The organism is Streptomyces niveiscabiei (assembly GCF_033794345.1).
Classification (GTDB): Bacteria; Actinomycetota; Actinomycetes; order Streptomycetales; family Streptomycetaceae; genus Streptomyces; species Streptomyces niveiscabiei.
Map to the genome: position 1 here is coordinate 166914 of NZ_JARAYJ010000002.1, position 19786 is coordinate 186699.

Genomic DNA, 19786 nt, shown 5'->3' on the forward strand with positions numbered 1-19786 from the left:
GCGGGGGACCCCCACGAGACAGGGAGCAGCGCATGGCCCTCACCACCCGTCGCAGAGCCCTCGGCGCGTTCGGCGCCGCCCTCGCGAGCACCGTCGCCCTGCCCGGCGTCAGCGCGCTCGCCGCCGAGCGGCACCCCGGCCGCCGGGAGCCGCTGTGGCGCGCGCACGCCCACAACGACTACGAGCACACCCGGCCCCTCTTCGACGCGCTCGACCACCGGTTCGGCAGCGTCGAGGCGGACATCTTCCTCGTCGGCGACCAGTTGCTCATCGGCCACGAGGTGGGCGACCTCGACCCCGCCCGGACGCTCGAATCCCTCTACCTGGAGCCCCTCGCGGCCCGCGTGCGCGCCAACCACGGTTCCGTGTACCGGGGTTGGCGGGGGCCGGTCCAGCTCCTCATCGACATCAAGACCGAGGGGTCCTCGACGTACCTGGAGCTGGACCGCCATCTGCGGCGCTACCCCGGGCTGTTCACCACGTACGCCCACGGCCGGGTCCGCAAGGGCGCCGTCACCGCCGTCGTCTCCGGTGACCGCGCCGCACGCGGGCCCCTGGAGGCGCAGACCTTCCGGCGCGCCTTCTACGACGGCCGCCTCGCCGACCTCGGCAGCGCGGCGCCCGCCTCCCTCATCCCCCTCATCAGCGACAACTGGACCCTCAACTTCACCTGGCTCGGCGTCGGTTCCTTCCCCGAGGCCGAGCGGCAGCGGCTGCGCGGGATCGTCTCCGCCGCGCACGAGCGGGGGCAGAAGGTCCGCTTCTGGGCCACGCCCGATGTCGCCGGGCCCGCGCGGGACGCCCTCTGGGCCGAGCTGCTCGCCGCCGGCGTCGACTACCTCAACACCGACGACCTCGCCGGGCTCGAAGCCTTCCTCGACACCCACCAGGCCGCGTAACCACCCGTTCGAGGGACAGGTCACTCCGCCGGGGCGCCTCTCCGCTACGTCACACTTGCGGCCGAACGCCGCGAAAGCGGACGTAGTGGAGGAGGTTGGCGTTGGCCGTGTCCATTTCCCTGGTCGTGCTGCTGCTGATTCTGGTGGTGGTGTTCGTCCGCAACGGGGGGTTGAAGGTGTCGCACGTGGTCACGTGCCTGCTGCTGGGGTTCTTCCTGGCGGGGACGCGGATCGCGCCGACGATTCACAGTGGACTGACGGCGACGGCGGATCTGGTGGCGGGGATTCGGCCTTGAGTTTCGGGTGCGGGTGGCTTGTGGCTGGTCGCGCCCCGCAGCGGAGCTGCAAACAGATACAGCCCCGCGCCCCTATCGGCGTTCGAAGACACCCACGCCGTTGGGTACTGGACGTTCCGTCCCGCCTGACGGGTGGTTGAGGACCGCTGTTCCGTTCTGCCCGGCTTGCCTCAGAACCAGCGTCGTCGACCCGCCCCCGTCCAGGCTGAAGCCCTCCGTCGCCCCCAACTTCCGCAGTGCCTGCGCCAGTTCCGCCACCGTCAGGCCTGTGCGGTACGCCGCCCCGCCGTCAAGGGCGAAGAGGTGGACGTGCCGGCCGTCCCCGGAGATGCCGATCGCCGTGCGGACGGCGGACGTCCGGTCGTCGAGGCCGGGGAGCGGGCGGCCGGCGGTGAGGACCGGGTAGCCGCCCACCGCGAAGCGGAACGCGGGGTGCTGGACCTCGTAGGGGTAACGCACCGACAGGTACTGGCCCTTGACGAGTGCGCGGAGTTGTCGCGCGCCCTTCTCCCGGCCCAGCAGGACAGTGGTCCCGGGGGAGATGGACCCGGCGCCGGGGGCCGGGGAGCCCGAGACGACCCGGTCGCCGCGCACCGTCACCTCGTACGTGTCGCTCGCGCAGGGCGCGCCCCGGTCCAGGTCCGTGCCGCACGTCGCCCGGGTGCGCGGGGTGTCGCCCCACCGGGAGGTGTACGCGCCGACGGAGTTCTGCGCCAGCGCGTACTGGTTGAGGCCCGAGACGGGCAGGCCCGTGTTCGTCGTCGCCGTGAAGGGGAGCGTGCCGAGGCGGGCGCGGCCCTCGCGGTCGACGCCGACGACGTCACGCGTGGTCGTGGCCGCCGGGGGCGTGGGGCCGAAGCGCTGGCCGTCGGGGACCGCGCCTTTCAGGAACTCCCCGTCCGCCACCGCGGGGCCCACGCTCGCGCCGGTCGCCGGGACGCCCGGGTGCTGGGTCTCGGTGATGTTGAAGAAGTCCCCGTTGACCCCGGCCAGCGCGCCCTGGGCGTCGGCCAGCCGGGAGACCGGCGCCCGGCCCGCCACGACCCCCGGGTACAGCAGGCCCAGCCGGACGTGCGCGTCGGTGAGGTCGACGCTCAGGACGTGCGCGTGCGCCGTCCCCGCCGCGCCCCGGATGTCGTACTGGCGGTACGTCACCCCCTGGGCCACCGCCGCGTCGGCCGGTGGCGCGCCCGCGAACGCCGCGCCCGCCACCGTCGCGCACACCGTCAGGAACGTGGTCAGCCGTCTCATCCGTCGCCCCCTCGCTCGTCCGTTGCCGGAATGCTCGTACGGCGAGGGGGCGCGGACCGGGGAATACGAGGTCAACCCACGAGAACGGGTGAGAGGAGGACAGGTGTGCGAGGGCTATTCGGCGTAGGGCGTGAAGTGGGCCGGGGCGTGGTCGATCGGCAGCCCGGGACGCCAGGCCGTCAGGGACTGCGCGCTGCACACGAACAGCGACGGCGGCAGCCGGTCCAGGGGGTACCAGCGCCAGTCCCCGACCCGCTCGCCGGGCTGGTCGGCGGCCTCACCCCGCCAGGCGCCCACCACGGCCCCGACGGTCATCCGGACCACCCCGTCCACGTCGTCCAGCAGCGTCCCGAGCAGCCGTACGTCGTCCGGGTCCGCCTCGATGCCGGTCTCCTCCCGCAACTCCCGTACCACCGTGGCCGTCAGTGACTCGCCGGGCTCCGCCGTGCCGCCGGGCAGCTCCCAGGTCCCGCGCCGGTGCCGGCCCAGGAGGAGGCCCCGGGGGCCGTACAGGATCGCGCCGACGCCGATCGCCGCGTGCGGGACGGGCGGGAGGTTCGTCCGGGGGCGGGAGCCGGTCCGCAGGGGGCGGTGGGCGCGGACGACGCGGTGCGGGCCGGCCGTCCCCACGTGGTCCACGACCAGGCCGTGATCGCTCAACAGCCGCTCCCACAAGGCCGGTTCGAGGAGCTGGTCCCCGCCCGCGCCGGCCGGTCCGGTGCCGTCCGGGCCGGTGTCGTCCGTGTCGGTGTGCGGCACCGAGAAGGACAGGACCGCGCCGGAGGCGAGCGCGGTCGCCAGCGCGGGCCACAGCCGCGCCGGATCGGCCGACGGCAGCGAGCCCGCCGCGTACACGACGTCGTACGCCGCCGGCTCGCGCCGCAGGTGCTCGACGGGGTCGGCCTCGATCAGCCGCAGCCCCGGCAGGTGCCCGTACCGCGCGCGGGCCTGTTCGATCAGGGACGCCGAGGCGTCGACCGCGTCGACCTCCACGCCGTACGTCTCGACCAGGTGCGCGGCGTCGTCGGCCGTGCCGCAGCCGAGGTCCAGGACGCGGCGGCCGGTGAGGTCGCCGAGCGAGCTCCAGTTCACCGGACGGGGTGCTTGCTCATGATCGACACCCGGTTGAAGGCGTTGATCGTCACGGCCACCCAGATCACCGCCGAGAGCTGCTCGTCGGTGAACACCTCGCGCGCCTCGGCGTACGCGGCCTCCTGGGCGTCCGTGTCGGCGGTCAGGGTCGTCACCTCGGCGAGGGCCAGGGCCGCGCGCTCCTCGGGGGTGAAGAGCGCGGTGTCCCGCCAGGCCGCGAGGACGCCGAGGCGGCGCGGGGTGTCGCCCTCGCGCAGGGCCGCCTTCGTGTGGACGTCCAGGCAGAAGGCGCAGCCGTTGAGCTGGGACACCCTGAGGTTGACCAGCTCGACGAGCGTGCGGGGCAGACCGGCGTCGGCGGCCGTCGCCCGTACGGCCTCCGAGGTCTGGACGAGGGCGTGGTACGCCTTCGGGCTCTGTTTGTCGATGTAGATCCGTCGCGTCACGGGACGATCCAACCACGGGCCGGTCGCGACCACCCCTCCCCGTGGCCTATGATTGATCTTGCGGCCAGCGCCCCAACTCGGGGAAACGGCCGATGCGTTGGTGGTCCAAGGAAAGACGCCCCGCTTCCTGCGGGGAAATGCAGGTGCAAGGCCTGCCCAGCGCTCCGAGACGAAGCCCGTCCCACAACTGTGGGGCGGGCTTCGCGTGTTGAGAGATCTACGCCGGTTCGAGGCGCTCCCGCAGCCGCCGCGCCAGCTCCAGCCGCTGCACCTTCATCGTCGCCGTCCGGGGCAGTTCGGCGAGCGGGATCTGCACGGGCGTGGAGAGCTGCGGGAAGTCCCGCACCGCGCGCCGCCAACGGGCGTGGTCCAGCGGCACGTTGTTCTTCGTGCACACCACCGGCACGGGATCGCCCGCGGGCCCGGCGACGAGCACCAGCTCGATCAGCTCGTCGAGCCGCCCCAGGACCGCGTCCTCGACCTCCAGCGTCGAGTCGACGTTCTCGATGACGTCGACGGCCCGGTCCAGGACGTGCACCCGCCCCCACCGGTCCCGGTAGCCGACGTCGCCGGTACGCCACCAACGCCCGTTGCACTCCTGCCGATAGCGCTCGTCCTCGGCGTAGTACGTGATCGCCCGGCCGTCGCTCATCACCTCGATGAACCCCGGCGTCTTCTTCGACGGCCGCTGCCCGTCACGCGGCACGACCCGCACATGGGTCATGCCCGGCAGCGGGTAGCCGAGGCAACGGCCGTTCGCCGTCAGGGCGTTCTTGCGGGTGTACCAGCGCGCGACGAGCGGGCCGCACTCGCTCTGCCCGTAGAACTGGAAGAAGATCGGGCCTCGGCGCAGGGACGCGGAGAGCAGCTTGTGGATCGTGGGCGGGTGGATCGCGTCGAACGTGCCGCTGTAGTACTTGACGTTGGACAGCGGGCGCAGCGGGTGTTCGACCAACTCCTCCCACTCCACGAAGGTGTTGGGGTGCGTCTCGACGATCCCCGGCTTCGTGCGGGCCAGCAGCGGCGCGACCCGCTCCGGCTCGCTGTCGTCGATGACGACGATCGGCATGCCGTGCTCCAGCATCACCGCCAGCGCCATGTACATGCGCGAGTGCACGAACGACACGTGCACGGCGTACGTCTCCCGGTTGCGGATCAGCGCGACCAGTTGCTCCTGGGGGCGGTAGCGCCCGCGCAGGGACAGGGCCGTGTGCACGACCAGCTTCGGTACGCCGGTCGTGCCGGACGTGTGCGTCATCAGCGCGGGCTGGTCCCCGTCGAGCCGGACCGGCGTACGGCGCGGGGCGCCGGCCAGCGACTCCAGCGAGACGGTGCCGGGGCGGTCGCCGCGCGGGACGATCACCCGGGACGCGGACTCGGCGAGCGGCAGGTCCGCCAGCTCGTCGCTCAGCTTGGCCTCGTCCGTGAGGAGGCCCGGGCGCTCCAGGCGGTCGAGCAGGGCCCGCACCGTCGTGCCGTCCAGCGCCGGGGACAGCAGGACCGGCACCGCGCCGAGCCGGGACGCCGCGCACGCCAGCAGGTAGATGTCGAAGTTGTGCGTCTTGTACAGGGCGAGGTGCTCGCCCGCCCGGACGCCCGCGGCCCACAGCCGCGCGGCCAGGTCGTCGACGAGGTCGGCGAGCGAGGCGAACGTCAGCTCGCGGCCCGCCTCCGGGACCGTGTCGATGTCGTGGTCCAGGGTGACCGGCACGCCCGGGTTGCGGGCCGCGGCCTCCTCCGGGATCAGCCCGAGCCTCAGCGGCTTCTTGCTGGCGGGCAGGTGGAGCGCCATCATCCCTCCTGGGGGCTTGCGAAGGTGGTGGACAGCCGCTGCGTCAGCAGCCGTGCGTCGGGGTCGGTCAGCCGGATCGCGAAGGTCTCGCGCAGGGCGCGGATCACCTCGTCGCCGGTCAACTCGCGTTCTTCGGTGCGGCCGTCGGCGTACCGGGTCGTCAGCCGGCTGTTCATCAGGGTCTGCTGGCTGTGCGCGTCGCCGCGCATCGCGACGAGCCTGCCCGTGAACGTGGAGCGCGGGTGGGTGGCCGTGTAGTGGTTGGAGACGTCGAAGTCGACCGCGTGGTGGTGTTCCAGGCGGAACGCGTACAGGTCGAACCAGCCGTCGGCGTGCAGGGACTGGAGCACCCAGTCCGCTTCGCCCTCGCGGACCAGGCGCCAGGCGAAGCCGCCCTCGGCGTGGGTCGCGCCGTCGGCGAAGGGGAGCGGGGCGAGGAGGCCCTCGGCGCCGAAGCCGACGTCCGCGAGGTGTCGCTCGCCGTCGATGTCCACGAGGAGCGTCGTGTGGGCGCGGTAGCGGATCAGCTTCCTGCCCTGGCGGACCCGGGCCAGGAGGCGGGTCACCGGGACGCCGGTCGCCTCCAGGGCCGCGGCGTACAGGAGGTTGTGCTCGAAGCAGTAGCCGCCCCGGCCGGATGTCACCAGCTTCCGCTGGATGTCCGGGAGTTCGAGGGAGATGCCGCGCTCCAGGGCGACGTCCACGTTCTCGAACGCGATCGTCGCCCGGTGCGCGCGGTGCAGGGACTCCGGTGTCGTGGGGGTGGCCGGGTGGCCGATCCGGCGCAGATAGGCGGCGAGATCCAGCAGGTGCCCGCCCCATTGCGGGTCCCTCGGCGGTGACGGGGTGAGTACGGTGCGGTCCGTGGCCATGCGCCGGATCCTCCGAGGGGGGTCCGGTGCCGGGCAACGCGGCCGAAAGCAGTTCGTCAGGTCCCCGGCGGGGGGAACGCGGCGACCGCGCAGGCCACCGAGGCGAGGGTCAGATGACGGTGCCAGCCCGTCAGCGAGCGGCCCGCGAAGTCCCGCAGTCCCGTCTGCCGGGCCCTGGTCACGGCCGTGCGGGTGACCCGGTCCGTGTGCTTCGTCAGGCGCAGGAGGACCGGGGCGGGGAGGCGCATGTTCGTCACCCAGAAGTTCGCTGGGGGTTTGCGGGGATCCGGCCATTCGCCCAGCAGAAGTGCCGGTCTGCGGGCGGGAGTCGTCACCGGGACCGCCGCGGCGAGGGAGACGGACGGGGCCGGCGCGCCGTCGTGCCATTCCACCGGGCGGCGCAGGGAGGTCACCGCCGCGAGCGTCTCCCGCGCCGTGCGGGTGCCCGCGCCGTAGCCCGGCAGCGCCGGGTCCGCCATCCGTACCGGAGTCGCGGGCCGGGTGCGGGCGATCGTCGGGAGCTCCGCGAGAGGGAGGTGCGTGAGGGCGGTCGGGGTGTCGATGCCTCCCACGTCCAGGACCACGGGGCGCTTCGGGGTGGGGGCGGATCCCGTCGCTTCCAGGACCGCCGCCGTCACCGCGTCCTCGTACGTCTCCTCGGGCACGGTGTCGTCGTCCGGGAGGTACAGGCGCCACGCCACCGGGGTGACCGCCCTCGGGGCCACGAACCAGACGCCGAACGACTGCCGGCACCGGGGGGTGCCGCAGGGGCGTTCACCGTTCCTCGGCAACGGCATCGGCTGGACCACCCAGGCGGACAGGGGGTTCGTCGCCGCGAGCCACTCCACGAGGGCGGTCCGTACGGGGCGCCAGTCCCAGGTGGAACCGGTCACCAGGTGGTGCAGGCGCTGCTCCGCCGCCGAGTCGCCCCCGGTGTGCTGGGCGATGCTGCGGAACGACTTCCTGCCGGGGGTCCTGAGGAGGCCCTGTACGTATTCCTCGGCCCGTCGGCGCTGGTCGCGGCGGGGGAGGGAGGCGAACACGGTGGCGTACATGTCCCGGGCCACGTCTTCGTGAAGGAGCGTGCGCATGGGGTCTCCTGGGGGAGCCTGAGGGGGTGGGGGGAGGTGGGATGCGGGGGTGGGTGCGGGGCGCCTTCGCGCGGCGGCGCCCCGAACGCTCCCTCTACGCCAGCAGCAGCGCCACGATCGCCGGGCCGAAGCCCGCGCCCAGCTGGTAGCACAGGGTGAACAGGCCCAGTGCCGTCGTGCGGAGTCGGTCCGGGGCTCCGGCCACCGCCACCACCGACAGGGTCGCCTGGCCGGACGCCGCCACGAAGACCGCGACGCCGCCCGCCGCCAGCATCGGCAGCGCGGGGACCCCGGCCGCCACCGTGACGGGGGCCGCGACTCCCAGCGTCAGCAGCACCGTCAGGACCGTCCTGCGGTTGAGGCGGCCCGCGGAGGCGGCCATGCCCCACGACAGGATGGAGCCGGTCAGGAGGGCGACCAGGACGCCTACGCCCACCGACGACGTCGTCCAGCCCTCGTTGTCCTCCAGCAGGCGGGGGACCGCGTAGAGGAGGGCGAAGTACGTCGTCGAGAGGGCGCAGACGACCAGGCAGGCGGTGAGGTAGAGCGGGGAACGCAGCAGAGGGGCCGGGACGAAGCCCTCGGGGCGGCGGCGTATCCACGCGGTCAGCGCGGCGATCAGGGCGAGCGCGCAGAGGACCGCCGGGAGGGGGAAGCGGCCGAGGAGGACCAGCGCGGCGATCAGGCCGCCGGTGAGGAGCGCGCCGGTGACGTCGAAGGGGGTGTGGCCCTCGGCCGGGCGCGGCTTCGGGGCGCGCAGATAGACGTACGGCGCCGCGAGCAGGGCGACCGCCGACAGGGAGAGCGCCGCGTGCCACGAGACGTGGTCGCTGAGGAGGGAACCGGAGAGCGGGCCGAGCGCGCCGAGCATGCCGCTGCCCGCCGTGATGACGCCCATGCGGGCGGGCGTACCGGCGAGGGTGATCGCGGTGGTGATGAACCCGCCCCCGCCGAAGGCCTGCGCGGCCCGGCCGACGAGGAGGCCGGGGAGGGAGCCGGAGAGCAGGACGGTCAGCGTCCCGGCGACGATCAGCGCGGAGCTGACGAGGACGGCGGCCCGTACGCCCCGGTGCCGCAGGAGGGCCGCGACCATCGGCGTGCCGATGGCCATCGCGAGCCCGAAGACGGTGGCTGTCCAGGTCGCCGTGGAGACGGATATGCCGACGCCGTCGGCTATGTCGGGCAGCGTCGTCGTCGCCGCGTTGGCGCTGAGCGCGGTCGGGGTGGCCATGAGGCCCAGGGCGAGGGCCGCGACCGGACGCCGTTCGGGTGCCGGCGTGGGGGCCTGCACGGAGGTGCTCGGTGAGGAACGGGTCATGGATCGGTGGCCTCTCTGGGGGGACGTGACACAGCAGCGATGGCCCGCTGGCAGAGGGGGAACCACTGCGGCTAGAGTATGGATTACACCGATGACTGTAAACAATGCGACGATGGATGTAGGTCCAACGGTGTAGACCGGAGCCGCTCCGGTGCCGGGTACGCTGCGGTCCTGCTGACGATCGGAGGGATTGCCATGACGGTGGGGACGGCGACGACGGACACCCGTCGCGGCATGCCGGAGAAGCGGCGGGCGATCATGCGCGCGGCCCGCGCCGTGTTCGGTCGCGAGGGCTACACCCGCGCGGGCGTGGACACCATCGCCCTGGAGGCCGGCGTCTCCAACCGCACCATCTACAACCACTTCACCGACAAGGAACAGCTCTTCCAGACGGTCGCCCTGGAGGGTGCCGAGCAGGTCACCGCCGCCATCGCGGAGATCCTCGAACGCCACCTCCGCAAGATCGTCGACGTCCGCGAGGACCTGATCGCCTTCGGCCTGGAGCGCGTCGCGGCCGTCACGGAGTTCCCCGACCACTTCGCCCTGGTCCGCACGATCGAGGCGGAGGCGTCCCGCATCCCCACCGACGTCCTGGAGGCCTGGCGCGACGTCGGCCCCCTCTCCGCGCACAAGCGCCTCGCCCCCTACCTGCGCCGGATCGGCGAACGCGGGCTGCTCGTCCTCGACGACCCCGAGCGCGCCGCCAACCACTTCAACCTGCTGACCATCACGGACGTCAACCAGCGCACCTTCTACGGCGCCCTGCCGTTGCCCGACACGGAGGTCAACACGATCGTGGTGGACGGCGTGGACACGTTCCTGCGGCTGTACGGGGTCGGAAAAGGCTGACACCCGGTATTCGCCACCGGAGGCGGAAGCACGCGTAATTCACGGCGTTTGGAAAAAGCGCCTAGCCGATTTCTTTCCTGCCATATTCCCAGCTCAGAGGCCACTTCCGGGTGGCCTTTTTGGCGTTCCCGCATTTACGGAACGGTGACTTGACGGACTCTCCCCGACGCCCTTTCCGCCCTCCCGCGACCAGCCGATGCTGACGGGGCAGGAAAGGAGTCACAGATGAACCTCGCCCCTGTGGGAATCCTCGGGACGGGCTCGTACCTGCCGTCCCGCGTGGTGACCAACGAGGACCTGGAAGCCCCGACCGGCGTCACCGACGAGTGGATCGTCCGCAAGACCGGCATCAGGGCCCGCCGCTTCGGCAAGCACGACGAGGCCACCTCGGACCTCGCCGCAGCCGCGGCCCGCGCCGCCCTGGAGGACTCCGGGACCAGAGTCGCCGACCTGACGCTGATCGTCGTCGCGACCTCCACCCCGGACTCCCCGCAGCCCCCCACCGCGGCCCTGGTCGCGCACCTCCTCGGCGCCCCCAGCACGGCCGCCGCCTTCGACCTGAACGCCGTGTGCAGCGGCTTCGTCTACGCGCTCGCCGCCGCCCAGCGGATGCTGGCCGCGACCGGCGGCACCGCGCTGGTGATCGGCGCCGACATGTACAGCCGGATCACCGACCCCGCCGACCGCCGCACCCGCGTCCTGTTCGGCGACGGCGCCGGAGCCGTCGTCCTCGGCGCCGCCGACCGGCGGCGGATCCTCGCGAGCCGGCTGCTCACCTACGCCGAGGGGCGGGAGCTGGTCGGGGTGCCGGCGGGCGGCACCCGGCTCGGGGTGAACGCCGGGACCGTGGACGAGGGACGCCACCACTTCGTGATGAACGGGCGCGGCGTCAAGGAGATCGTGTACGACAAGCTGCCCGGCACCCTCTTCGCGTTCCTCGACGAGGCCGGCGTCACCAAGGAGGACATCGCGCACATCGTCCCCCACCAGGGCAACGGCGTCATGCTCGGCGACCTGGAGCGCGAACTCGCCTTCCCGCTGGCCCGGTTGCACACGACGGTCGGAGAGTACGGCAACACCGGCGCCGCCTCCATCCCCGTCACGCTCGACGCGGCGGCCCGCGCGGGGGAGCTGCGGACCGGGGACAAGGTGCTGCTGACCGCGTTCGGCGGCGGCTTCTCCTTCGGGCACGCGCTGGTCGAGTGGTGAACGTCGAGATGAGGAGGACAGCAGTGGACGCCTACCTGCGGCGCATCGGCGCCGACCGGCCCGAGCGGGCCGACCTGGAGAACCTCGCCCGGCTCCAGGACCGCCACCTGAGGACCGTGCCGTTCGAGACGGTCGACTTCAACCTCGGCATCCCCATCCGGATGGGCGAGGACGTCATCGAGAAGATCGTCGACCGGCGCCGGGGCGGCGGCTGCTACGAGCTGAACACCGCCTTCGCCGTCCTGCTGCGCGGCCTCGGCTACCAGGTCGACCTGCTCCCCGGCCGCACCCTGCACAACGGCAAGCAGGCCCTGCTCGGCGCGCACGGCGGCCACATGATGCTCAGGGTCACGATCGACGGCGAGCCCTGGCTCGTGGACGTCGGCTTCCGCTGGGCCAGCCGCCGCCCCCTGCGCCTGCGTGAACGCGGCCCGCAGAAGGACGAGAACGGCGAGTACCACATCGTGGACGGCGAGTACGGCGACGTCGTCATCGTCCACGACGGCGTGCCCCGCGTCCGCCTGGAGACCCGCCCCCGCGACACCTACGACTTCGAGCCCACCCTGTGGTGGTTCTCCAGCGCGCCCGAGTCGCCCGTCACCGGCGGCTCGGTGTGGGCGTCGATCGTCACCGACGCGGGCCGCGTCTCCCTCCTGGACCGCACGCTCACCCGGACCGAGGGCGGCGAGCAGGTCCGCGAGGTCCTCGACGACGAGGCGTTCCTGGCCGCCTGCCGCCGCTGGTTCGGCATCGAGCTGGACCGCCTGCCCCAACTCCCCCCGATGACCTGATGAGAAAGCGGAGCACCGTGCCTACAGAGAAGACCTTCGACGTCCTGGTCGCGGGTGCCGGACCCTCGGGCCTGCTCCTGGCCTGCGAACTGCTCAGCCGCGGAGTCCGTGTCCGCATCGTGGACGCCGCCCCCGAGCCGATGCACGTCCCCCGGGCCCTGTCCATCTACCCCCGCGCGATGGACATCCTGGCCGACCAGGGCCTGCGCGACGCGGTGTACGACGTGTCCGGCACGATCCGCACGCTCAGCTACTTCTCCGACCGCAACCACCTCGCCTCGTTCCACATACCGGAACAGCACGCGGCCCGCGTCCTGCCCCAGTACGAGACGGAACGCATCCTCACCGAACGCCTGGAGGCCCTCGGCGGCAAGGTCGAGCGCGGGGTGCGCCTGCTGTGCCTGGAGGGCGTCGACTTCAGCGGCCGGATCGAGGGCACGTCCCGCGTCACCGCCGTCCTCGAAGGCCCCGACGGCACCGTCGAGCGGGCCACCGCCTCGTACGTCGCCGGCGCGGACGGCGCGGGCAGCGCGGTGCGCGGACAGCTCGGGATCGGCTTCCAAGGGTCCACGTACGGACTGGAGTTCGCGCTCGTCGACGCCAAGGTCGAGGGGGACCTCGACCCGGAGGAGATCCTCTACTACCAGGACCCGTCCGGCACCCTCGCCGTCGTCCCGCACCCCGGCGGCGTCTACCGGTTCCTGTCCGTCCTGCCGCGGGGGGCGGGCTCGGCCGGCGTCGAGATGATGCAGGAGATCGTCGCCGAGCGCGGGCCGCGCGGCGTACGGATCACCGAGCCCGTCTGGACGACCGTCTTCCGCGTGCACGCCCGCCTCGCCACCGACTTCCAGCTGGGCAGGGTCTTCCTGATCGGGGACGCCGCGCACGTCCACAGCCCGGCCGGCGGACAGGGCATGAACAACGGCCTCCAGGACGCGCACAACCTGGGCTGGAAGCTGGCCGCCGTCCTGCGCGGCACGTCGCCGGTCTCACTTCTCGACACCTACGGCCCGGAGCGGTTCGCGGCGACCCGGCGCAGTGTCCGCGATACGGACCTGCACACCAAGGCGTGGATGGCCAAGGGGCGGGCCCGCGTCCTGATGCGGGACGCCGGGTTCAAGCTCGCCGAGCGTACGGGGGCCGCGTCCCGGCTGTACGCCCCCGTCCTCGCCGGACGCCGCCAGACCTACCCCGTCGCGCGCGACACCCAGCTCCCCTCCGGCGTCTCGCCCTGCCAGGCGCGCGCGAAACTCCCCGGCGGGAGCGGCGTCGGCGGGCTCTTCCCGCGCGAGCAGATCCTCGCGCACGGCATGAAGGGGTGGACGCTCGCGGTCACGGGGACGACCCTCGGCGCCGGGGACTGGCACCGGGAGGTCGGCCATATCGCCGCCCGCTGGCCCCAGTTGAGCGTGGTGACCGTCCCCGCGCGGACCCTCGCCGACGCCACCGGCTGCCGACGGCTCGGCTACCACCTCGTACGGCCCGACGGGCATGTCGCCGCGCACGGGCACGAGGGGGATCTGAACCGGCTGGAGAAGGAACTCGGCGCTGTGCTGGTGCGCGGGAAGAAGGGCTGACGATGACTGTCCGTCTCAAGAGCGGTCTCAAGTACGGTCTCAAGCGCGGGAAGCGGGGCCGGCGATGACCCTTCACGTGGGCGCCCAACTGCCCGTCAACGGCCTCCCCGGCTACCGCGACGACCTCGACCTCGCCGCCGTCGCCCGGCACGCCGAGGACCTCGGCCTCGACTCCGTCTGGGCCGGGGACCGCCTCGCCGCCCCCTACCCGACCCTCGACCCGTCCCTGGTCCTCGCGACGGCCGCCGCCGCGACGACCCGCATCCAGGTCGGGTACGGCGTCATGCTGCTCGCGCTGCGCTCCGCCGCGTGGGCCGCCAAGCAGATCGGCACGCTCCAGCGGCTGTCCGGGGGCCGTACGGTCCTCGGGGTCGGCGTCGGAACCGGCGACCCCGGCGAGTGGGCCGCCGCCGGGGTCGCCCCCCGGGGCCGGGGACGGCGCACCGAACGGCTCCTGGACCTCCTGCCCGGCCTGCTCGCCGGGGAGCGCACCGCCCTGACCGACCTGCCCGGCAGCCCGTCCGTCGCGCTGAACCCGGCGGTGCCCGTGCCGGAGATCTGGATCGGCGGGGGCTCCGAACAGGCGCTGCGGCGGGTCGTCTCGCACGGGCAGGGGTGGCTGGCGGCGATGAAGCCGCCCAAGGAGGTGGCCCGTTGCGCCGGGCGCCTCGGTGAACTCGCCGCGGAACACGGGGTGGCGGCGCCCCGGGTCAGCATGCATCTCCACGTCCGCCTGCTGTCGCACGCCGACCCCGCCGCCTCGTCCCGCGTCGCCGACCGCCTCACCGCCCAGTACGGGATGCCGCGCGCCCTCTCCGGCGACGTCGGGGTCGCCGGGACACCGGCTCAGATCGCGGAGCGGCTGCGGGAGTACGGGGACGCGGGGGCCGAGCGGTTCGTGCTCGTGCCGTTCGGGGAGGACGGGGACGATCCGTTCCGGCAGTACGAACTGTTCGCGCGGGTACGGGAGTTGCTGGCGCGCGACTGAGTCCGTGCGCAGGGCCCCGGTGACGGTGCCGGGGCCCGCTGTCATTCTTCATCGAGGAGTTGTACGAACTGTGACCTCCGGACTCACGACCACCTCCGTCGTCCGCACCCACGGCGGTGACCTGCGCGGCACCCTGGAGATGTACCGGCAGCGTCCGCTGCACGTGTTCCGGGGCATCCCGTACGCCGTCGCCGAACGGTTCGCCTCGCCCCGAACCGCCGTGCCCTGGACGGGAGTCCGCGACGCGACCGCCTTCTCCCCGGCCTTCCTCCAGCCCGGCGTCCCCGACAGCCGCGAGGACGCCCTGTACGCCAACGTCTGGACGCCCGACCCCGGTGCCCGGCTGCCGGTGCTGGTGTACGTCCACGGGGGTGGCTGGCAGGTCGGGTCCGGGAGCGCGCCCACCTTCGACGGGGCCAAGCCCGCCGCGCTCGGGAACATGGTCGTCGTCAACTTCAACTACCGGCTCGGGGCGTTCGGCTGGGGCCTGCACGAGGCGTTCACCGACCCCGGTACGGGGAGGTTCGCGAACTGGGGGTTGCAGGACCAGGCCGCGTTGCTGCGGTGGGTCCGGGACAACGTCGAGGCGTTCGGCGGCGACCCCGGGGACATCACGCTGTGCGGGACCTCCGCCGGGGCCGTCACCGCGCGGCTGCTGACCGACGCCGACGGGACCCGGGGGATCGCGCGGCGGCTCATCGCCATCAGCGCGAGCCGGCCCTGGGCACCCGCGCTGGGGCTCACACCGCAGGACGCGACCGAGGCGTACGAGCGGCTCGCCCGCGAACTCGGGGTGTCGGTACCGGGGTTGCGTACGGTGCCGGCGCGGGCGTTGTTCGCCGCCTGGAACGCGTTGTTCCAAGGGGCGCCCGCCGAGCGCGTGTTGGGGAGCGGGCGGGAGTATCGGGGGCCTGTGCTGGACGCGTTGACCGGGGTGGGCCGCGAACCGGTCGTCCCCGCGATACCGGTGATGTCCGTCCACAACCGCACCGAGGGGTCCTTCTTCACCGACCCGCACAGCGTGTCGTTCCCCCCGGCGCCGCCCGCGCCCACGGACCCGCGTCAACTGCGGGACGCCGTACGGGAGGTGATGCTCAAGTGCACGGACGCCGTGGAGGACGGGCTCGCCGAGGCGTGCGTCGAGGCGTACCGGGAGGCCGCGCTCGACGAGGGGCGGCCCGCCGATCCGCTCTCGCTGTGGACCGAGGTGTGGGGGGACGCGGTTTTCCGGTACCAGATCGTCCGGCTCGCCCAGCGGCACGCGCTGCGGGGGGTTTCGCCGCAGTACGTCATGGAGTTCGCGCATCCGGTGCGGGCGCCGCACTTCGGGACGCCGCACGACGCCACGTCGAAGTTCCTGTTCGGGTCCCACGCGCATCCGCTGTTCGTGGGGCAGTTCGGGGACGGGCCGGTGGAGCGGCGGGTGTCGGACACGTTCGTGGACCTGGTGGCGTCGTTCGTGCGGGGGGAGGCACCTGTCGAGGGGTGGCCCGTGTACGAGCCGGGGGTGCCCAGCGCGTTGGTGCTGGGGGGAGCCGAGGGGGCCCGGGTGGAACATCCCTCGAAGTTGCGGCAGTTGGAGTTCTGGGACGGGGTGGAGTGGCTGCCGGGGGCTTGAGGGACCCGAGAGCCGTGAGGGCCGGGCGATTTCCCGCCCGGCCCTTTTCAGGTTTGGTGCCCTACCTGTTCAGCGCACGGTCCACCAAGGCGGGGGCCGCTCCCAAGTACCCCGTGGGATCACACAGTTCGGTGATCTCCCCGGCGGGGACCCCGGGCACCAGCTCCGCCAGCACCGCGGCCAGCGGCCGGCCGGTGGCGTCCGCCTCGACGGACGCCCGGCTGAGGAGTTCCTTCGCGCGGGCCCGGCCCAGGCGGGGCGTGAGGCGGGCCGCGATCCGCTCCGACACGATCTGACTGCCCGTCAGGTCCAGGTTGGCGCGCATCCGTTCGGGACGCACCTGGAGTCCCGACGTCAGCTCCACGGCCGTGTGCGCGGCGCCGCCCACCAGGCGCAGGCACTCCCGCAGCAACAGCCACTCCGCGTGCCAGGCCCCGGCGGACCGCTCGTCCTCGGTCACCATGCACTGCGTCAACGCCCCGCTGAGCGCGGGCACTTGCAGCGCAGCCGACCGGATCATCGTGCTGAGCACGGGGTTCCTCTTGTGCGGCATCGCCGACGACGCGCCCCGCCCGGACACGGCGGGCTCGGCCACCTCCCCGACCTCCGTGCGGGCCAGCGCCTGCACATCGACCGCGATCCGCCCCAACGCGCCCGCCGCGAAGGCGAGTACGGCGGCGAGGTCGGCGAACGGGGTGCGCAGGGAGTGCCAGGGCAGGACGGGGACGGCGAGACCGGTCTCGGCGGCGAAGGCTTCGACGAGGCGGGTGGTGTAGGCGGCCGGGTCGGCGAGGCGCGGGATGCCGTGGCCTGCGGGCGGGGCCGGGGTGCCATGCCCTGTGGGCCGGGGCGCGGTGCCGTGGCCGCCGGGTCCGGCCGGGGTGCCCGCCCCGTCCACCGCCGCGTACTCCAGATACCCCGCCAGCGTCCCCGCCGCGCCCCCGAGCGACACCGGCAGGCCCTCGTCGGCCACGTGGGCGACGCGGCGCCGGGCGTCGAGGAGCAGCTCCCGCCAGCCGGCCGCCTTCAGGCCGAACGTCGTCGGCACGGCGTGCAGTGCCAGCGTCCGGCCCGCCATCGGCGTGTCCCGGTGGGCCCGCGCCGAACTCCCCAGCGCCTGGGCCGACGTGGCGAGGTCGTCGGCGATCAGCCGCAGCGCCCGCCGGGAGACCAGCATCGCGGCCGTGTCGAAGACGTCCTGACTGGTCGACCCCCGGTGCACGAACTCGGCGGCGCCCGGGTCGACTTCGGCCACGCGTAGGGTGAGCGCCTGGACGAGCCCCACGACAGGGTTCGCGGTCTCCCGGGAGGCCAGCGCCAACTCCCGTACGTCCAGGGTCGCTTCGGCGGCGACGGCGCCGATGACGCGGGCCGCCCCGGCCGGCACCGTACCCAGCCCGGCCTGCGCCCGCACGAGCGCCGCCTCGGCGTCGAGCATCGCCCGCACCCACGCCTCGTCGCCGACGACCGCTTCGACGGGGGTGCCGGCCCGTACGGGGGACAGGAGCCCGGAGTCGACGCCGGTCACACCACCACCCCCGTCCACTCGCTGTCGTCCTGCGCCGGGCGGACCTCCTGGGGGACCCGGGCGAGGGGCGGGAGGGCGAGGGCGGCGCGGGCTATCGCGTCGGAGTCGCCGAGGGTGACCGAGTCGACGCCCGGGCGGATGCCGGCGGCCGTCACCCAGTGGACCGCCTCCGTGGGGACGCCGAAGGCGAAGCGGCGCGGATGGGGGCGGCCCTGGCTGTCGAGCAGGTGGTAGGGGCGTTCGCCGACGGCGAGGCCGCCGGTCTCGTACATCGTCCCGCAGCTGCCGTCGATGCGGTACGGGCCCGCCTGCTCGGTCGCCAACAGGTGCCGCAGCAGCGGGTCTTCGGCGCGGCGGACGTCCGGTTCGGGGAGCCGCGCCTCGATCAGCGCCCGCGCCCGGACCGGCGTTCCCGGCACGACGGTCGAGTGGGCGACGAACGACGGGTTCGCGGTGTCGAAGCGGATCTGCGTGCCGGGGCCGGTGAGGACCAGGAGCCCGGCGTCCAGGAGCGCGATCATCTCCTCGATGCGGGAGGCGGGCGGCCCGATCGACAGGAACGCGTTGAGCGGCGTGTACCAGCCCTCGACGTCGTCGCGGTAGGAGTTCCCGTCGATGCCGCCGTGGTCGACGGCGAGCCGGATCTCGTTGCGCAGGTCGCGCAGCACGTCGAGCGCGGCCTTGAGGGGCCCGTCGACGTTCCCGGCCCGCGCCTCGCGGACGTCCCGCTCCAAGTAGCCCCGCAGCCACGCCCCGAACTCCTCGCGGCTCGCGAACTCCCGCCCCGCGAGCGGGGAGACGATCCGCTCCCAGTCCCAGCGGACGTCCGCCTCGATTCCGTACCGCTCCAGCAGCCCGGTCGCGTCCCCGCCGGGCCCCAGCGCGAGGAACTCCCCGGCGAACGCGTCGGCTCGGCCGCCCCGGGCGGCGAGCAGCGTCGTGTAGTACACGTTCTCGACCTCCCACCGGATCACCGGCCAGAGGTTCTCGCCGAAGTAGGGCCGCTCCTCGTCCGCGCGCAGCCGCTCGACGTACTCGGCGGTCAGCAGCCGGGGGAAGCAACGCCCGTGCGCGCCCTTCTGGTTGGCGCCGCGCGAGTGGTACGGCACACCGCGCCGCGAACTCGCGTACAGCACCGGCTCCTGCCCGCTGGGCCGGTACACGAGCCCGCCCCCGGGGACCCGTTCGAAGACGCCGCCCCGGCCGAGCGTGAGCAGCGCCATGTAGTCGAAGAAGTTCAGCCCGAGCCCGCGCAGCAGCACCGGCTCACCCGGGCGGACCCCGCTGAGGTCGGCGTCGGCCGGGTTGGCGGGCGTCAGGTACGTCAGGTAGTGGATGCGGGCCAGCGCGGCGGTGCGCTCCTGGCGGGGCGTCAGCCGGGCGGGGACGTGGCCCTGCGCGAGGACGACCGCGTCGAGGTCGTTGAGGCGGGTGCCGTCGGCGAGCCGGACGCCCTGCCGGCCGCCGCGCGCGCCGTGCACGTCGGACATCGCGACCGCCTGCGAGCGGTGCACCCGCACCTCGACGTGCTCGGGCGCGCGGGCGAGGATCTGCCGGAAGCAGTCGTTCAGGTAGTGGCCGTAGAAGGCGCGGCTCGGGTACGAGTCCGGCTCCAGGCGGCGCGCCTCCGCGAGGGTCTCCTCGTCGTACAGATGTCCCTCCACGCCGAGCAGCGCGAGCTGGCGCGCCCAGTCGTACAGGGACGGGCCCGGCTCGATCGGGCCGTCGATGCGGACACTGTCGTCGGTGAACACGGTCACCTGCGAGGCGACGGTGTTCATCAGCAGGTGCCGGGACTGCTCCGGGCGCCAGACCCGGCCCGCGCCCGGAGTGTTCGGGTCGACGAGGTGGACGACCAGGGAGGCGTCCGAGGGGGCGAGGCGTTCATTGGCGCACAGCCGCTCCAGCACCGACAGGCCCCTCGGGCCCGCGCCGACGACACAGATCTCTTTACGCCTTCTGCTCATCCGGAATCTCCTCGGTGCGCTTTCGCTCGCTGAATGGTGCAGGGTGCAAGAAATGCGGATCAGGCCGGGAATGTGAATTCACCGGGCAGCTTCGAGGCGCGCTCGGGGCGCGTCAACGGGGAATTCGGCGATAAATCAGGTGCTCACCAGGACCTGACGAATTCGGGAGCGTCCCGTGTCCCTCCCCGGGCCCCGGCGACAG

Annotated in this window: 17 protein-coding genes; 8 read left to right on the forward strand and 9 right to left on the reverse strand. The window is 73.3% G+C overall.

Annotated elements, in window-relative coordinates; translation table 11 throughout:
- The first annotated feature begins 32 nt into the window (after positions 1-32).
- Both PV682_RS03015 and PV682_RS03020 read left to right on the forward strand, forming a co-directional pair.
- A complete protein-coding gene (locus PV682_RS03015) occupies positions 33-899 on the forward strand; it encodes a phosphatidylinositol-specific phospholipase C/glycerophosphodiester phosphodiesterase family protein (RefSeq protein WP_319723673.1) in 867 nt (288 codons plus the stop codon).
- Between the two features lie 101 nt (positions 900-1000).
- Positions 1001-1195 (forward strand): hypothetical protein, encoded by a 195-nt coding sequence (locus PV682_RS03020; RefSeq protein WP_055718429.1) that lies wholly within the window; start codon positions 1001-1003, stop codon positions 1193-1195.
- A gap of 72 nt (positions 1196-1267) precedes the next feature.
- Here the strand turns inward: PV682_RS03020 and PV682_RS03025 are convergent, their stop codons facing one another.
- The 7 genes from PV682_RS03025 to PV682_RS03055 form a co-directional block, all read right to left on the reverse strand.
- Positions 1268-2446: a phosphodiester glycosidase family protein gene (locus PV682_RS03025; protein ID WP_319723676.1), complete on the reverse strand. Its 1179-nt coding sequence runs from the start codon at positions 2444-2446 to the stop codon at positions 1268-1270.
- Positions 2447-2560: 114 nt separating this feature from the next.
- Positions 2561-3538: a bifunctional class I SAM-dependent methyltransferase/NUDIX hydrolase gene (locus PV682_RS03030; RefSeq protein WP_319723678.1), complete on the reverse strand. Its 978-nt coding sequence runs from the start codon at positions 3536-3538 to the stop codon at positions 2561-2563.
- Complete coding sequence (locus tag PV682_RS03035) at positions 3535-3984, reverse strand: carboxymuconolactone decarboxylase family protein (RefSeq protein WP_319723681.1); 450 nt, start codon at positions 3982-3984, stop codon at positions 3535-3537. The genes PV682_RS03030 and PV682_RS03035 overlap by 4 nt, the downstream gene beginning before the upstream one ends.
- Positions 3985-4201: 217 nt before the next feature.
- Positions 4202-5776, reverse strand: a complete 1575-nt coding sequence (locus PV682_RS03040; RefSeq protein WP_319723683.1) for a class I adenylate-forming enzyme family protein — start codon at positions 5774-5776, stop codon at positions 4202-4204.
- A complete protein-coding gene (locus PV682_RS03045) occupies positions 5776-6648 on the reverse strand; it encodes an arylamine N-acetyltransferase family protein (protein WP_319723685.1) in 873 nt (290 codons plus the stop codon). The genes PV682_RS03040 and PV682_RS03045 overlap by 1 nt, the downstream gene beginning before the upstream one ends.
- 56 nt (positions 6649-6704) lie before the next feature.
- Entirely contained in the window at positions 6705-7739 is a 1035-nt protein-coding gene (locus PV682_RS03050) for an IS701 family transposase (RefSeq protein ID WP_319723687.1), read from the reverse strand.
- 94 nt (positions 7740-7833) lie between these two features.
- Positions 7834-9057, reverse strand: a complete 1224-nt coding sequence (locus tag PV682_RS03055; RefSeq protein ID WP_319723689.1) for an MFS transporter — start codon at positions 9055-9057, stop codon at positions 7834-7836.
- A 195-nt stretch (positions 9058-9252) separates the two neighbouring features.
- Between PV682_RS03055 and PV682_RS03060 the strand changes: the two genes are divergently transcribed.
- The 6 genes from PV682_RS03060 to PV682_RS03085 all read left to right on the forward strand — a co-directional run bounded on the left by PV682_RS03060 (position 9253) and on the right by PV682_RS03085 (position 16089).
- Positions 9253-9906 carry a TetR/AcrR family transcriptional regulator gene (locus PV682_RS03060; RefSeq protein WP_319723691.1) on the forward strand — a complete coding sequence of 218 codons (654 nt, stop codon included), beginning with the start codon at positions 9253-9255 and terminating at the stop codon, positions 9904-9906.
- 225 nt (positions 9907-10131) lie between these two features.
- Positions 10132-11115, forward strand: a complete 984-nt coding sequence (locus PV682_RS03065) for a 3-oxoacyl-ACP synthase III family protein (protein ID WP_319723693.1) — start codon at positions 10132-10134, stop codon at positions 11113-11115.
- Positions 11116-11123: 8 nt separating this feature from the next.
- The gene (locus tag PV682_RS03070) at positions 11124-11906 is read left to right on the forward strand and encodes an arylamine N-acetyltransferase family protein (protein ID WP_319723695.1); all 783 of its coding nucleotides are present in this window, start codon (positions 11124-11126) and stop codon (positions 11904-11906) included.
- A gap of 17 nt (positions 11907-11923) precedes the next feature.
- Positions 11924-13483: an FAD-dependent monooxygenase gene (locus PV682_RS03075; RefSeq protein WP_319723697.1), complete on the forward strand. Its 1560-nt coding sequence runs from the start codon at positions 11924-11926 to the stop codon at positions 13481-13483.
- Between the two features lie 64 nt (positions 13484-13547).
- Positions 13548-14471 carry an LLM class flavin-dependent oxidoreductase gene (locus PV682_RS03080; RefSeq protein WP_319723698.1) on the forward strand — a complete coding sequence of 308 codons (924 nt, stop codon included), beginning with the start codon at positions 13548-13550 and terminating at the stop codon, positions 14469-14471.
- Positions 14472-14541: 70 nt separating this feature from the next.
- Entirely contained in the window at positions 14542-16089 is a 1548-nt protein-coding gene (locus PV682_RS03085; protein WP_319723700.1) for a carboxylesterase family protein, read from the forward strand.
- Positions 16090-16150: 61 nt separating this feature from the next.
- Here PV682_RS03085 and PV682_RS03090 read toward each other — a convergent pair whose 3' ends face one another.
- Entirely contained in the window at positions 16151-17635 is a 1485-nt protein-coding gene (locus PV682_RS03090; RefSeq protein WP_407705585.1) for a class-II fumarase/aspartase family protein, read from the reverse strand.
- Positions 17614-19584 (reverse strand): FAD/NAD(P)-binding protein, encoded by a 1971-nt coding sequence (locus tag PV682_RS03095; RefSeq protein WP_319723703.1) that lies wholly within the window; start codon positions 19582-19584, stop codon positions 17614-17616. Before PV682_RS03095 ends, PV682_RS03090 begins: the two co-directional genes overlap by 22 nt.
- Between the last annotated feature and the right edge of the window lie 202 nt (positions 19585-19786).